The organism is Bacillus cereus group sp. MYBK14-1, assembly GCF_051916885.1.
GTDB lineage: Bacteria > Bacillota > Bacilli > Bacillales > Bacillaceae_G > Bacillus_A > Bacillus_A cereus.
In genome coordinates, this window is the sequence record NZ_JBQAHM010000004.1 from 74,024 (window position 1) to 90,156 (window position 16,133).

Sequence of the window (16,133 nt, forward strand, 5' to 3'; positions counted from 1 at the left end):
TTACACCTCAAATTTATAGCCTACACCCCAAACAGTTTGAATGTAGTTTCCACTTTCTCCAAGCTTCAAGCGCATCGTTTTCACATGCGTATCTACCGTTCTTGTACTTCCGGCATAATCATATCCCCATACCTTTTCAAGTAATTGCTCCCGGCTAAATACTTGTCCTGTATGTTGGCAAAGAAAATATAATAAATCAAACTCTTTTACAGTAAGAGAAATCGGCTCACCACCCGCCTCTATTCGTCTACTTTTTTCATTGATAAGAATTGGTCCAAATTGAATCTCTTCTTGCTGTTCTTGCTTTGTATATCTTCTTAGCACAGCTTCCATACGGGCAACCAATTCACCAGGACTAAACGGTTTTACAATATAGTCATCTGCTCCCATACGTAAGCCGTTCACCCTATTCCACTCTTCACCTTTTGCCGTTAAAAATATAATCGGCACATCTGACGTTTTTCTAATTTCTTTACAAACTGAAAGTCCATCCATTTCTGGCATCATTATATCTAATACAACGAAATCATAATGATCCGTTTCTAGTTTTTTAAGAGCCTCTTTTCCATTCTCAGCTTCTCCCCACTCATATCCAAAGTTATCCAAATACATTCCAACAAGCTGTCTCATATCACTTTCATCATCTACAACTAGCACTCTATATTTATTCATTGTCCTTCCCTTCCCTCTCTATGAGTTGAAACGGTCCTTTTCCGACTTTAATTGTTTGTTTTATTTTCAAATTCTTCATATCTATAACGCACACTTCATCACTATCATAACTGGCTACATACCCTTCTGCTCCGCTCTCAAAAAATGCAAATGGATTCGACCCTACTTCTACAGAAGCTATTTCTTTATATGTGCTAATATCAAACTTTCTAAGTGTATTCGATCCATGACTGAGTGCATATACGTACTTACTATCCTTCGTTATATTCACAGGCATAAATGGAGCGTGTAAAGAACGCACCATTTCTCCACTCTGTAAAGAATACACTAACACTTTCTCATTTACTTGATTTCCATCACCATGTCCGCCAATCCATATTTCTTTCCCATCAGGACTAATCGTCGCTCCTGTTGATGCTGGCGGAATCATAAAGGATTGAATAACTTCTTTTTTCTTCGTATCAATTGTCGTTAGTTTCGTATCATAAAAGTTTAGTACAGATAACCGATTCTGATACTCTACCATCGTTATAGGCCCTTTTCCTGTTGAAACACTTCCTGTCTCTTTCCCATTTATCGTAAAGAACCTTACCTTTTGAACATTTTGATCAGCAGCAAATAATTGTTTTTTATCTGCTGATACCACCACATTTACAATGCCCTTTCCAGTTTTATATTTTCCCACTTGCCTTCCTTCCGCTAGTGAATATACATACATATATTCTAATTGCTTACCGTATACAAGTATTTCATCGCCATTTGGAAGCAGTGTGATTCCGGCCATTGGCTCATTTAGTTCCCATGTCGTAATTAACTTTTTATCTTTTTTATCAATAAAACTAATGCTGCCTTCTTTTATATTCGTAGTTATAATAACATTTTTATCTTTAGCAATTGGTGTATATGAACTTCCTTGACACCCTACTAGTAGAAATAAAAAACAGAGAAGAAAAACATACTTTCTCAAAAGATTCCCTCCATCTTCGGATGATTTCGTTATAATTGTAAAATAACAAATAAATGTGTGGAAAGTGTGAAATTTCCCTTTCTTACTCAATTTACATATATAATGTACAACAAATAGAATTTGAGGTGTGTCAATTATGCTATTTCCTGATTTAGCGAATAAAATTGTACGAGAAGTACGCAGACTAATTACAGAAAATATTATTATCATTAATATAGAAGGCGTTATTATCGCAAGTACAGATACAGAAAGAATTGGTCAATTTCATGAAGGTGCACTCCGCTGCGCCAAACAAAAGAAAACCGTCATCATTACAAAAGAAGATGAAAGGCGATTACAAGGTGTAAAGGCTGGGATGAATCTTCCTTTATTATTTCATGATGAAGTAATTGGTGTCATTGGGATTACAGGAGAACCTGAAAATATTTCACGCTACGGAGAAATATTGCGTAAGATGACCGAATTATTAATTCATGAAAACTACTTTTTAGAGCAACTAGAACTTGAGCACCGTTCTTATGAAGCTTTTGTCTTTGATTGGCTTCAAAATACAGAGTGGTCCCCGAGTTTTCTTGATCGCGCCAAAACACTTGGCATTGATTTATATAAGAAAAAACAACTTATTTTGTTTTCTATTGGCAAAAATGACACGATGCTCCAGCGTAAAATATGGCAACACATACGTAATATTTTAACAAAAGAGCATCTATTTGTTCGTTGGGGAAATGATCGTTTTATTTTATTTACAGCAACGAGCTCCAAAGAGCAAACTTATCAATTTTTAAAACGGTTAAAACACGACTGCGAAACTTTATTTTCTATTTCTTTATATATCGGGATTGGACAAACAGTTACCTCAAACAATATGAACATATGTTACGAACAAGCATTACGCGCTCTTTCTGTATCATTGGAAACGAAAAAAATTGTATTTAATGAAGATTTACGTTTAGAAATGTGTTTACAAGATATTTCTGCCGAAACGCGTGAACAATTTCTAGAGCGTACCATTGAAAACTTATTATCATTTCCTGAGCTTATGCATACTTTGCGCTTATTTATCGATTATAACCAATCTTATAAACAGACGGCTAAACAATTACATATACACATTAACACATTACATTACAGGCTAAAAAAGATTGAAGAACATACAGGACTTGATCCAAAACAATTCAAAGACTTAAACGTTTTATACTTCGCACTCCTCCTATTAGATGATCATACAAAAAAGAACGATAAAACAGATTAATCTTTAGATGATTATACATAGAAAGAATCCCTCGACTTTTTTATCATTATAATGAAAGCACTGTTACCACGTTGTTTATTATAACTAAACACGTTAACAGTTTGAGGGGGATTTCCAATGTTAGAAAAACAAATTATTCATTCATTCGTATCTATTGTTGGCGAAGATAATGTAGATACATCCAATATGGGGCGTTTAACTTATAGTTATGATGCCACTCCAAACTTCCAAGCAATGCCTGATGCAGTCATTGCTCCTCGTAATACAAATGAAGTAGCTGAAGTGTTAAAGGTATGTAACACTCACAAAATTCCTGTGTATGTGCGCGGGTCTGGAACAAATCTTTGCGCAGGAACATGTCCACTTGAAGGCGGTATCGTCCTTATTTTCCGCCATATGAACAATATTTTAGAAATTGATGAAGAAAACTTAACAATTACTGTACAAGCTGGTGTCATTACACTTGATATTATTAAAGCGGTAGAAGAAAAAGGTTTATTTTATCCACCAGATCCAAGCTCGATGAAAATTTCTACAATCGGCGGTAATATTAATGAAAACTCAGGTGGATTACGCGGTTTGAAATACGGCGTAACACGTGATTATGTAATGGGGCTTGAACTTGTCTTACCAAATGGCGATATTATTCGCACTGGTGGTAAATTAGCAAAAGATGTAGCTGGTTACGATTTAACTCGTTTATTTATCGGTTCTGAAGGAACACTTGGCGTGGTAACAGAAGCTATATTAAAACTTGTTCCTATGCCTGAAACAAAGAAAACAATGCTTGCACTATATGAAGATATTAATGAAGCTGCACGTGCTGTTTCTTCTATTATTGCAAATAAAATCATTCCAGCAACACTGGAGTTTTTAGACCAACCGACAATTGAAGTAGTAGAAGAGTTTGCGCAAATCGGTTTACCTACAGATGTAAAAGCAATTTTATTAATTGAACAAGACGGCCCTCCCGAAGTAGTCAATCGAGATATTGAAAACATGGCTAATGTTTGCCGCTCTATGAATGCAGTTGATGTTCGCATTGCAAAAGACGAAACAGAAGCAGATGCGCTTCGTACCGCTCGCCGTAGTGCTCTATCAGCGCTCGCACGATTAAAACCTACTACAATATTAGAAGATGCGACTGTACCACGTTCACAAATCGCTCCGATGGTTGAAGCTATTAATGCCATTGCAAAAAAATATAATATTCCTATTTGTACGTTTGGACACGCTGGTGATGGTAATTTACATCCAACTTGTATGACAGACGCTCGTAATGCAGAAGAAATGCACCGAGCTGAACAAGCTTTTGCTGAAATATTTGCGAAAGCAATTGAACTTGGTGGCACAATTACTGGTGAACATGGTGTTGGTGCAATGAAAGCTCCATATTTAGAAATGAAATTAGGTAAAGAAGGTATTGCAGCTATGCAAGGAATAAAGCAAGCTTTCGATCCAAATAACATTATGAATCCTGGAAAAATGTTCGCGAAAGACACTCGAAAAAGAGTGGTGGTTGAGCAATGACCACATTAAATAAAGAAAATATTCAAAAAGAATTTAAAGAACGATTAAGTGAAGATGAATTACTAAACTGTATGCGATGCGGTTTTTGTTTACCTACTTGTCCTACCTACATTCAATCCGGATATAAAGAGTCACATTCACCACGCGGACGTATCGCATTAATGAAAGCAGTCGTTGATGGTTTAATCGAACCAGATGAAGATGTTGAACATACATTAAACGTTTGTCTTGGTTGCCGTGCTTGTGAACCTGTTTGTCCATCTGGTGTAAATTATGGACATTTATTAGAAGAAGCTCGTGATATTATTAATCAAAATAAAAAATTCTCAGTGCCAGTAAAAGCTGTTCGAAAAGTCGTTTTTGAAGGATTATTCCCCCATCAAAATCGAATGAGAACATTAACTGGACTAATCGGATTTTATCAACGTTCTGGTTTACAAACGCTAACACATAAAACAGGGATTATGAAGTTATTCCCTGAAACACTTGCAACGATGGATCTCGTTTTACCAAAAGTCCCTAAAATGAAAGCCATGAAAGATCGTCCTTCATTTTTACCTGCAGAAAGTACAAAGAAAAAACAAGTTGCATTCTTCACAGGCTGCTTAATGGATACGATGTTTTTAGAAACAAATAACGCAACGATGAAACTTCTTCAATTAGCTGGTTGTGATATCGTTATTCCAAAAACACAAAGTTGCTGCGGTGCATTGCATGGACATGCTGGTGAAAAGAGTGGAGCAAAAGAATTAGCAAAGCGAAATATAAAAGCATTCGAAGATTTAAACATCGACTATATTATTACGAATGCAGGTGGTTGCGGGGCTTATCTCGTAGACTATGATTATCTTTTAAAAGATGATCCGGATTGGGCTGAACGTGCTAAGCAGTTTGTTTCTAAAATTAAAGATATTACTGCTATACTAGTAGAACTAGACTTCCATAAGCGAACTGACTTACGACTCACGCCGCAAGTTATTACGTATCAAGACTCTTGTCATTTACGCAATGTTATGCGCACATCTTCTGAACCTCGTATGTTACTAGAGGCTATCCAAGGTGCAACATATCGAGAAATGAAAGATGCCGACCGCTGCTGTGGCTCTGCTGGTATTTACAATATTGTTCATTCAGAGTTATCAATGGAATTTCTAGATTACAAAATGGACCGTGTGCATGAAACAGAAGCAGCAACCATTGTTACTGCAAATCCAGGTTGTTTATTACAAATGAAATTGGGTATTGAGCGAGAAGGGCTTTCTCATAAAATGAGAGGAATTCACATTGTGGATTTATTATTAGAAGCAATTGAAACTAACTCGTAACATACGTAATAATAGGAAAACGGCTATCTCCTTCGTCTATGTAAAGAGATAGCCGCTTTTTTGTCTGCTACAACATTAAAAATATGTTACTTTATTATAAAAAAGAACAACAGAAACATTACAGTTTTGTAAAAATCAATCCATTATATTCCTCAAAAAAACGTTCAAACCATTGATACAATAGGATTCTTCATTTTCTATTTAGGTAACTTTATCCAAAAACCCCCTCTTAAAACCAAGTATAAAAACACTATAAATTCCTTTTATACTCTATATTTCTCTTATTTTTGCTCCCTTCTTCTCTTAGGATAAATTAGGTAATTTTAAAGTCTATGAATTTTTTTCCATCTTTTTTCTCGCAAATTGTATGCTACGATGAATTTGTCAGTCAGACAGGCTGTCAAAAACAAATCGTGTGAAAACAAATTAAAACTTTATATAGGGGGACACACATCATGAAAAAGCGTGTTTTATTATCTGTAGCTGCTGCAACAGCTCTTACTTTAGGAGTATCTTCTCTAGATGCACAAGCTGCAACAGTACAACCATCTAACATAAAGGTTCAAAATATTCAGCATTCAAAAGTAATGATGAAACAAATGAGCCAACAAGAATTACAAGCATTCTTACAATCTATGGGAGTTGAATCGTTAGCACAATGGCAACAAGGAAACTTCCAACCAAACTGCTTCATTCCTGGTCAACAACCTACTGAAAATGTTGTAACTGAGCAACCAACAGCTAAGCCAGAAACTCAAAAGCCAGTTGAGCAAAAACCTGCCGAGCAAAAGCCTGCTGAAGAAGTTCAAAAACCAGAAACTCAAAAGCCTGCTGAAAACAACAATACTCAAAAACCTGCTGAACAAAAACCAGCTGAGCAAAAGCCTGCTGAAGAAGCAAAATCTTTAAGCGAGTTTGAACAACGTGTTGTTGAATTAACAAACGCTGAGCGTGCAAAACAAGGCTTACCAGCACTAAAAATCGATACTGAATTAAGCAAAGTAGCACGTATTAAGTCTGAAGATATGCAAAAAAACAACTACTTTGATCATAACAGCCCTACATACGGGTCTCCGTTTGACATGATGAAGAAATTTGGTATTTCTTATACATCTGCAGGTGAAAACATCGCTCAAGGTCAACGTACACCTGAAGAAGTAGTACAAGCTTGGATGAACAGCGCTGGACACCGTGCAAACATCTTAAATAACGGCTTCACTCACATCGGTGTTGGTTATGTAGAAAGCGGCAACTACTGGACACAACAATTTATTACGAAGTAAATAGATTAAAAGAGTCTTCTCATAATGAGAAGACTCTTTTTTAAGTTCCATAGCTTTCTATTATGTATGAATAGAAAATATATAACATAAACAACATAGATCCACAGCTTATTACACTAAGCAATACATAAAATCCCCACTCTAAGTTCAAAAACAATGAAAACAATATGCCACATGCCATCACTTGAAAAATCCGTCTACTCACTAAACAAATTTTTTGTAATTTAATTGGATCTTTTTCTTTTTCTTTGCCTTTTATTTTCTTAAATTCTTTACTCAGCATAAAAAGAAACATACTAATCCCAATCGTTAATCCTGTTTGAAAGGATATCAAATCCCCAAAATTAATAAAGAGGATAAGCGTATGAATAAACAACATAAATAACGTAATTTTCTTTATAAATCCGCCTATAATACCATGCTCTCTTTCATTAAACTTAAATATATTATGTGAAATAATATACAAAAATCCATATGAAAAAATAATAAAACAGGGAATAAATGCTACAACGACTTGTTTACTCATAAACTCGTTTGGCTGACCATTTACATTCCAATGTACTGCCATACGATTTGGTAAATAGGGATAGAGAAATAGAGTAAGTAAAAGACAAGCGAAAAATATTCCCAGTACATACTTATATTTAATCAAGTGATTCTCACCTCTCTTTTCTCTTAACGGCTTCGCTTCTTTTAGAGAAATCCCTGCAAAAATCTACTTTTTTCAAGTTAAAACTTATACTTTACGCATTTTCTTTTTGAAATTCTTTTATTTTATTATTTAACTTTGTAGGAAACGGCACATCAACTTCAATCGCTTCTTTCGTAATTGGATGCAAGAAATGTATCTTCATCGCATGCAATGCTTGACTGGACATATATTTTGTTTGTCCACCATATAATACATCCCCAACTAATGGATTACCATTATGACTCATATGAACACGAATTTGATGTGTTCTACCCGTTTCTAATTGTAACGTTACGAGAGTCGTGTTTTGCTTCTTAAAATACTTTTCTACTTTATAATATGTGATAGCTTGGTCACCTTTTGGAGAAATACGACGCCTTGTAGCATGATGGCGATCCCTTCCGATAGCAGCATCAATCTTTCCTTGTTTCTTCTTTACTTTCCCTTCAACGAGCGCTGCGTACGTTCTTTTAATTTTTCTTTCCATTAATAAGCGATCCATAATTGAACCAGCAATTCTATGCTTAGCAAACACGACACCACCTGTCGTATCTTTATCTAAACGATGAATATGACGCACCTTCGTCTCTAAACCTTGCATTTGAAAATGAAAAGCAACAAGATTTGCAAGCGTCCCGGTTCCACCTTTTTCAGCAGGGTGTGTGTCCATTTGCTCTGGTTTATTTACGATAAGTACGTGATCATCTTCGTATACTACATGTAATTCACCATATTCTGGATCTACACCGTACTCTTCCTCCGCAAACATATGGACTTGTAACTTATCGTTCTCTTTTAAAAGCTCATTCCATCTTCTTTGTTCCCCGTTAACCGTAACACCTTTTTCCATACGAAGCTGATGTAATAGCTTTTTCGGTATTTCCCATTCTACTTTTAATACCGATTCAATACTTATACCATTCCATTTAGCTGGAACGGTAATTTCACACCATTCACCCTTTTTGTTTGTTTCCATACTGTTTATCACCTTATTTCTATTGATTCTCTCATTGTAACGGAAAACACACTTTGATGCACCGTCAAAAATAGAGGACAGTCTTATAATAGACTGCCCCTCAAGCTCTAAGTCTTTTCATTTCTAACAATACTTCTTCAGCTTTTTGTTCATACGATAAATCCTTAAAGAAATCCGCCAACCTTTTATAATCATTGTAAGCATCTAATAAATCGTCCATCTTTTCTATTTTCATCACTTGTTGTTTTTGTTTCATTTTTACTGGATAGCGATAACCTGATACTTCTTGTATTTTGTAATACTCATCCTCTACTTGAACGACCTTTACAAGTTCTTCCTCTTCTGCATCCATCGTATACCCGTCAAATTCTCTAAGTAGTTCATAAATGATATGAGTCCATTCATCTTTTGGATAAAATCCTTTTTCTAACCGATAACCGACAATGCGATACATATGCCCATCGTTCTCGGCAAACTGTACTGTATCATTTAACTTAAACTTAAAATAACGAAACATTGCCTTCACCTACTTATTATGTAATGTTCTTATCACATACTATTTGCAAAATGTAGGCTTTGCTATTCATAAAAAATGCTCATCATATTGATGAGCATTTTTTACGATGATTTTTCTCGTTTTTTTCGAAATGGTAACCACCAGTTCCAGTCTCCAAATAACTTCATTAAGCTTGGTACGAGCATAAGACGAATAATTGTTGCATCAAGAAATATTGCTAATGCAACGCCAAGACCCATCTGCTTTACTGGTAAAATATCAGTAAATGCGAATGCACCAGTTACAACAATCATTATTAAAGCAGCTGATGTAATGATTCTACTTGTTGAAACGAGCCCTTCTAACGTTGCTTGATCGTTATCTCCTGTTTCTTCATAGAGCTCATGAATACGTGAAATAAGAAATACTTCATAATCCATACTAAGCCCAAATACGAGGCCAAAAATGAAGATTGGTAAGACAAACAGAACCGGACTTGCTTCTAAACCGAAATGACCACCTTCAAATAACCAAACAACAATTCCAATGGTTGCACTTAAACTAAGTATATTCATAACAATTGCCTTAATTGGAATGAGTATAGATCGGAATGCAAATAATAATATAACAAAGGTCGATCCAAATATAACAGACATACCAATTACAACTTTATCTTTAATTTCATCTTCTAATTCTTGTTGAAACGTCGTCATTCCGCCTAGATAATACGTAACATCCGTTTCTTTATAGTTCTTTTTAAAGTCACGTACCCACTGTTTTGCAGTCTCTGTACGTGGTTTTGTTTTCAAAAATATTTCTATCGTCGTCTTATTCCCTTGCGTGTATGCTTCAAATACAGGAGTTAGTTTCGCTGATTCTGGCGACTGCAACATTCCAACAACTTGATCTGCTTTCATTCCAGTTAACCCGTCGTATAAACTTCTTACTTCATGTACTTTCTTATCACCTTTTAACTTTTGAACGACTTCTTCTATCTTTTGTAGACTTTCTTTTTCTTTCATATCTTTTTTCGTCTCTACAACTAACGTAACATCAGCGTGTGTTTTGACAGTTTCATTAAATGCTTCTTCATACTTTTCATATGCAATCCTTGTATCACTCTTTTCAGGTAAAGCTTCAACACCAGGGAACTGCAAATTAGCTGTACGTAACGGTAATAAGCAAATAACAATAAATGTTGTAACAACAATAATCATTGCAATTGGATGTTTCATCACAAATTTTGCAAATTTACGCCATGCTTTTGCCGGCGTATGTGCTACTTGATTCTTTTTTAATATTCTTTTACCGATTAACGATAATAGTGCTGGAAGAAGTGTGAGTGAGAATAAAATACTCATAATGACAACAATCATTCCGCTAATCGCGACAGATTGAATATAATCTATCTTAAAGAAAAACAAACCGGATAACCCAACAAATACGCATAATCCTGAAAATACAATCGCACGTCCTGCCGTTTGATATGTAATTGCTATCGCTTCTTTTACCGTTCGTTTAGTAACTTCCTCTCGAAAACGGTTCACAAATAATAGCGCAAAATCAATAGATAATGCAAGTCCAATCATCGGTGCAACGTTTAACACGAAAATAGATAGTTCTTTATCAACACCGATGAAATACAATATACCCATCGTACTAATAACACTAAGCGCCCCATTCAAAATCGGTAAAATTGATGCCAAAAGACTACCAAACGAAAATAGTAATACAAGAAACGCAATTGGTAATCCAATCATCTCTGCTACTTTTAAATCATTTTGCGTTCTTTCATTAATCTCTTTATTAATTTTCGGAAACCCTGTAGGTGTTACTTTTAATGCTATATTACTTTCTTTCTCAATCTCATCAGCAAATTGTAATGTCTTTTCCATTCGTTCCTTATTTGTTTTCCCGGAAAATAAAATTGTCGCATAGCCGATGTCATCTTGTAGCATTTCTTTATTTTGGATTGGGTGATGGAAAGATTCATAGTTCTCTTTCTCTTGAACATTCTTTACAATTTCATTTATTCGCTTTTTAAATTCCTCATGCGAAGCATCTTTATTTTTCTCAAAAACGAGCAGCAGCGTATCTTGAGACTTCTTAAAATCTTTATCTAAAATTTCTTTCGTTTTTTGATAGTCGCCTTCGGTTTGGAAACCGTCACCACCTAATACTCCCGGTAGCTTTGGAGCAAAAATCCCAAGTGCGATTGCGAGCAACAGTAACGCTACAATTACTGTATAACGAAACTGATACAAAAAGGCTCCTAACTTCCCCCACTTATCAACTTTATGTACATTTGTCTTCACACATTTTCACCTACTTTACATAATTCAATTGTCACTTATACTGTATCACATCTTGATATAAACAAAAAACGTCTGGAAAAACTATAATAATAGTTTTTCCAGACGTTTTTCTATCTCTCTTTATTAAGCCCTAATCTCTCAGTAAGTAAACGATGGTAGTAAATCGCGATAATTAACAAAATACCACCTACGCAGTAACCAGCTAAAATATCAGTTGGGTAATGTACATTTAAAATGACTCTACTTAATCCAATCGATAGAATTACTATACCCATCAAAATCGTTGTGACACATTTCCCAGCTACGCTTTTCAAATTAGCAGCAATGATATAAGTAAGAAATCCAAATGTCATAATTGATAGCATTGCATGTCCACTAGGAAAACTATATCCAAGTGCATCTAGCGCTCCATTTAATGACGGACGTTCTCTCTTTACAATCTCTTTTATCCCTTTATTCACAAGATGTGTTATTAAAATTCCCATTGGATATACAATCATCGCAGCATAATAACGCTTCTTCCAAAAAACAAGCAAACTTATAACGAGCGTAGCGACTATCCCAATTGCTGATCCCAATTTTGTAAAGTACGAGAAAAATGTAAGAGAACTTTCCGTTTGTAGCCCTCTTACTAATCCACGGACATATGTATCCATCACTGTAACGCCACCTGCATGTACGCGCCAAGCAACAATACCAAATACAGCAAATAACAAACCGATACACATTACCTCATACTGATGTAACTTCTTCTTCAAACGATTTCCTCCTACTATGAAAAAATGCGATTTCTACTTTAGAAACCGCATTTCCTTGCTTATTTACCTTTTGTTTTTAGCTCTGTCCAGTAACGATCATAGTCTTTTAACTTATCGTCTACATCAACAAGCCATTCTGTACGATCTAACTCTTCTTTCGTTAAGAAAATCATGTGATTATCACGGTATTCTTTACTATGAAGAGGATGAGCTTTTTCATTTGGATTACTGTAACCAATTGACTCGTAGTTTTTCACACTTACTTTTTCATCTAGTAAGTAGTTCATAAATTTCTCAGCAAGCTCTTTATGTTTTGCACCTTTTGGAATTGCTAACGTATCAGCCCAAATTGTGCCGCCTTCTTTTGGTACAACATATTCTACATCTTTATTATCTTTTGCGATAAATGCTGCATCTCCAGACCAAACTGTTCCGATCCAAGCATCTTCTGTAATGAATTTTTGTTTAATGTTATCTGTATCAAATGCTAATAAGTTTGGAAGCAGCTTCTTTAAATCATCTGCTGCTGTCTTTAATTGTGCATCGTCTTTCGTACTGTTTGAGAACCCGTGCTTCTTAAGACCCACTCCTAATACTTCACGAGAATCGTTCAGTAACGTTACATGTCCTTTATATTTCTCATTCCATAAGTCCGCCCAGCTTGTAGGTGCTTCTTTCACATACTTTTTATTGTATGCAATCCCTGTTACACCCCAAGTGTACACTAAAGAATATTTATTCTCTGGATCAAACGCAGGTGTTTTAAAATTAGAAACCATATTTTCGATATTCGGGATATTCTTTTTATCTAACGGCGCTAATAAGTCCATTTTCGCCATTGTTTTAACCATGTAATCCGACGGCTGAATTAAGTCATACTTTGCGCCACCAGCTTGTAATTTCGCAAGCATTTCTTCATTACTTGCGTACTTGTCATAGTTAATTTTCACATTATACTTCTTTTCAAAATCTTTTAGCACTTGCTCATCAAAATTGTCAGCCCAACTATAAATATTTAATTCTTCTTTCTTTTCACCACAACCAGCAAGCACACCAGCAACAAGGCTAAAGCTAATTGCTGCGCCAGCTATTCTTTTCATTAATTTCATCGGTTTATTACCCCCTTGTACTTTCTATATCGTTCGTATTATAAAGGAAGGTGTCCTCCAGAGTTTTCTTCACCATCTGCACCTTTGTTTCGGAAGATTTCAGATAGAACCATTAATCCTACGATAGCAACAATTAAAATTGTAGAAAGAGCATTAATTTCTGGTGATACTCCGCGCTTAACCATACTGTAAATGTATAGTGGCAATGTTGTTGATCCTGGTCCTGATACGAAGAAACTAATTACAAAATCATCAATTGATAATGTGAATGTTAATAATGCTGCCGAAATAACTCCCGGTGCAATTGCTGGGAACGTTACATAACGAAACGTTTGCCAAGGCGTTGCTCCTAGATCATTTGCAGCTTCTTCTAAGTCACGTCCCATACTTGAAAGACGCGCAGCTAAAATAACAACAACAAACGAAATGCTAAATGTAATATGTGCAATAATAATCGTTGTTTGTCCAAGTTCCATTCCTAACTGACTGAAAAGAATTAGTAAAGATAATCCCATTAAAATATCAGGAATTAAAATTGGTAAATATACAAGGCCATTAATAGCCCCTTCGAAACGATATTTATAACGATGTAAAGCAATTGCAAAGAATACACCAAGTACCGTTGTCACAATCGTTGTTATAACTGCAATCGTAATACTATTTACAAATGCATCAATAACATCTTGTTTTTGAAATAAATCTGTATACCAATGGAATGTAAAACCTTCCCACTCCGCATTAATGCGAGAGTCGTTGAAAGAATAGACCATTAAAACCATCATTGGAAAATACAAGAATAACAAAATTAACCAAGAATAAGAAACTAAAAACTTCTTCATCTTTGCCTATTCCCCTCCGTTCTCATTATATTTATATACTTTCGTTGCACGATAATATAAGTAAATTAACAGAACAGAGAATAGAACAACGATAATCGATAACGCAGATCCAAACGGCCAGTCACGTGCACCTAAGAATTGATTTTGAATAACGTTTCCGATTAATGCTACTTTCGATCCGCCCATCACGTCTGATACAACAAACATTCCGATAGAAGAAACGAATACTAAAATAGAACCAGTCGCAATTCCTGACATCGTCATCGGCACTGTTATATTCCAAAATGCCTTTATTGGTGTTGCTCCTAAATCATAAGCCGCTTCTAGCTTACGCTTATCCAGCTGCTCAATTGCTGCATACACTGGTAAAATCATAAATGGTAATAAAGAATAGACCATTCCGAGTATTACAGAAGGAGTATTATATAATAAATTTAACGGTTCACTAATAATGCCAAGCTTTAATAACAACGTATTCACAAGACCTTGTGAACGTAAAATAACAATCCATGCGTATGAACGAACAAGAAAGTTAATCCAAAACGGGATCGTTGCCAATAATAAAAGAATAGAGCGGTATTTGCGGTCAACAATTGTAATTGTATACGCAAACGGATAACCAATTAATAAACATATTACTGTTGTAATAACTGCGATCTTAACAGTTTCCCATAACGTTCCTAAGTACAATGGATCAAATACACGGGATATATTCTCCAGCGTAAATTGCATTTCTACTGTCCCGTAAGCTCCGCGCTGCATGAAGGCGAATCCTAATACGAATACGAGCGGGATTAGGAAGAAAATTAGCAGCCACGCGACTGTAGGTAGTGCGAGTAATTTCCCTTTTTTCAATTTAAGGTCACCTCGTCCTCTTGCTCCCAGCCTACATATACATTATCTCCAATGCTCCACTGCGCTGCCTCTTCAGCAGTTTGATATGCCATTAGTAATTCTGATGTTTTCTCATCACGTACATAAAGCTTCTCCATATTTCCGACAAACTCAATATCTTCAATATGTCCAAGATGGTATTCTTTTAAAATTGGTTCTTCAACCGAACGTACTTTTACATTTTCAGGGCGAATTGCTACATAGCCTTCCCCGTTCTTCACAATATTATTTTCACCGATGAATGTCGCAACGAACAATGTTTTCGGCTTATTATAAATTTCTTTCGGCGTTCCGATTTGTTCGATATGTCCTTTATTCATAACGACAATACGATCGCTCATGCTCATTGCTTCTTCTTGATCGTGCGTTACGTATATGAACGTAATTCCTAAATTACGTTGTAAGTTTTTCAATTCACGTTGCAAGTCTTTTCGTAACTTAAAGTCAAGCGCTCCAAGTGGCTCATCTAATAGTAATACACGCGGATTATTTACAATCGCTCTTGCAATTGCAACACGCTGCTGTTGTCCACCAGAAAGCTTCGCAGGTTTACGATTACGGAACTCAAGTAACTGCGTTAAACGCATTGCCTCTTCAGCACGCTCTTTCTGCTCTGCTGCTGATACTTTCTGCATTTTCATACCAAAACAAATATTCTTCTCTACTGTCATATGTGGGAATAGTGCGTAATGTTGGAACACTAGGTTCATATGACGCTTATATGGCGGCAAATCGTTAATTCTTTCATCATCTAATAAAAGATTCCCTTTAGTTGGAGTTTCAAATCCTGCGATCATACGAAGTAAAGTCGTTTTCCCGCAGCCACTCGGCCCTAAAATTGTTAAAAACTCTCCCTCTTTAATATCTAAAGAAAGAGGTGGGATAATCACTTGATTTCCAAAATGTTTTTCAACTGCTTCAACTTTAATAATCTTTTTCATTTTCCCGTCCTATCTACCTTAAATTTTAAATTTTTATATTCATGAATAAATATTTATGTTCTATAGACTATTTTTTGTTTCGATC

Annotated in this window: 15 protein-coding genes; 4 read left to right on the top strand and 11 right to left on the bottom strand. The window is 35.5% G+C overall.

Annotated elements, in window-relative coordinates:
- Complete coding sequence (locus ACTFR3_RS13285) at positions 1-672, bottom strand: response regulator transcription factor (protein WP_001046398.1); 672 nt, start codon at positions 670-672, stop codon at positions 1-3.
- Entirely contained in the window at positions 665-1,639 is a 975-nt protein-coding gene (locus tag ACTFR3_RS13290) for a YncE family protein (protein ID WP_001234154.1), read from the bottom strand. Before ACTFR3_RS13290 ends, ACTFR3_RS13285 begins: the two co-directional genes overlap by 8 nt.
- Positions 1,640-1,775: 136 nt before the next feature.
- Here ACTFR3_RS13290 and ACTFR3_RS13295 point away from each other — a divergent pair, with 136 nt between their 5' ends.
- The 4 genes from ACTFR3_RS13295 to ACTFR3_RS13310 all read left to right on the top strand — a co-directional run bounded on the left by ACTFR3_RS13295 (position 1,776) and on the right by ACTFR3_RS13310 (position 7,029).
- Positions 1,776-2,891, top strand: coding sequence for a CdaR family transcriptional regulator (locus ACTFR3_RS13295; RefSeq protein WP_075677530.1), 1,116 nt, complete (start codon positions 1,776-1,778; stop codon positions 2,889-2,891).
- Between the two features lie 117 nt (positions 2,892-3,008).
- Positions 3,009-4,421, top strand: coding sequence for a glycolate oxidase subunit GlcD (gene glcD, locus ACTFR3_RS13300; RefSeq protein WP_000890755.1), 1,413 nt, complete (start codon positions 3,009-3,011; stop codon positions 4,419-4,421).
- Entirely contained in the window at positions 4,418-5,746 is a 1,329-nt protein-coding gene (locus ACTFR3_RS13305) for a (Fe-S)-binding protein (protein ID WP_000209620.1), read from the top strand. Before glcD ends, ACTFR3_RS13305 begins: the two co-directional genes overlap by 4 nt.
- A gap of 455 nt (positions 5,747-6,201) precedes the next feature.
- Positions 6,202-7,029: a CAP domain-containing protein gene (locus tag ACTFR3_RS13310; RefSeq protein ID WP_048655970.1), complete on the top strand. Its 828-nt coding sequence runs from the start codon at positions 6,202-6,204 to the stop codon at positions 7,027-7,029.
- A 40-nt stretch (positions 7,030-7,069) separates the two neighbouring features.
- On the opposite strand, the gene ACTFR3_RS13315 is transcribed toward ACTFR3_RS13310, so the two are convergent.
- From ACTFR3_RS13315 to potA, 9 genes are all read right to left on the bottom strand, one after another.
- A complete protein-coding gene (locus tag ACTFR3_RS13315) occupies positions 7,070-7,681 on the bottom strand; it encodes a DUF1648 domain-containing protein (RefSeq protein ID WP_071741062.1) in 612 nt (203 codons plus the stop codon).
- A gap of 91 nt (positions 7,682-7,772) precedes the next feature.
- Entirely contained in the window at positions 7,773-8,696 is a 924-nt protein-coding gene (locus ACTFR3_RS13320; protein ID WP_088345348.1) for an RluA family pseudouridine synthase, read from the bottom strand.
- A 100-nt stretch (positions 8,697-8,796) separates the two neighbouring features.
- The gene (locus ACTFR3_RS13325) at positions 8,797-9,213 is read right to left on the bottom strand and encodes a hypothetical protein (protein WP_000490301.1); all 417 of its coding nucleotides are present in this window, start codon (positions 9,211-9,213) and stop codon (positions 8,797-8,799) included.
- Positions 9,214-9,314: 101 nt separating this feature from the next.
- Positions 9,315-11,507: an MMPL family transporter gene (locus ACTFR3_RS13330; RefSeq protein WP_071741060.1), complete on the bottom strand. Its 2,193-nt coding sequence runs from the start codon at positions 11,505-11,507 to the stop codon at positions 9,315-9,317.
- A gap of 110 nt (positions 11,508-11,617) precedes the next feature.
- Positions 11,618-12,265, bottom strand: coding sequence for a phosphatase PAP2 family protein (locus ACTFR3_RS13335; RefSeq protein ID WP_440044469.1), 648 nt, complete (start codon positions 12,263-12,265; stop codon positions 11,618-11,620).
- Between the two features lie 59 nt (positions 12,266-12,324).
- Positions 12,325-13,374 (bottom strand): spermidine/putrescine ABC transporter substrate-binding protein PotD, encoded by a 1,050-nt coding sequence (gene potD / locus ACTFR3_RS13340; protein ID WP_000772485.1) that lies wholly within the window; start codon positions 13,372-13,374, stop codon positions 12,325-12,327.
- Positions 13,375-13,412: 38 nt separating this feature from the next.
- On the bottom strand, positions 13,413-14,213 hold the full coding sequence (gene potC / locus ACTFR3_RS13345) for a spermidine/putrescine ABC transporter permease PotC (protein ID WP_000714192.1): 801 nt from the start codon (positions 14,211-14,213) through the stop codon (positions 13,413-13,415).
- A 6-nt stretch (positions 14,214-14,219) separates the two neighbouring features.
- Positions 14,220-15,068, bottom strand: coding sequence for a spermidine/putrescine ABC transporter permease PotB (gene potB, locus ACTFR3_RS13350; protein ID WP_000715500.1), 849 nt, complete (start codon positions 15,066-15,068; stop codon positions 14,220-14,222).
- Entirely contained in the window at positions 15,065-16,048 is a 984-nt protein-coding gene (gene potA / locus ACTFR3_RS13355) for a spermidine/putrescine ABC transporter ATP-binding protein PotA (protein ID WP_000720333.1), read from the bottom strand. The genes potB and potA overlap by 4 nt, the downstream gene beginning before the upstream one ends.
- Between the last annotated feature and the right edge of the window lie 85 nt (positions 16,049-16,133).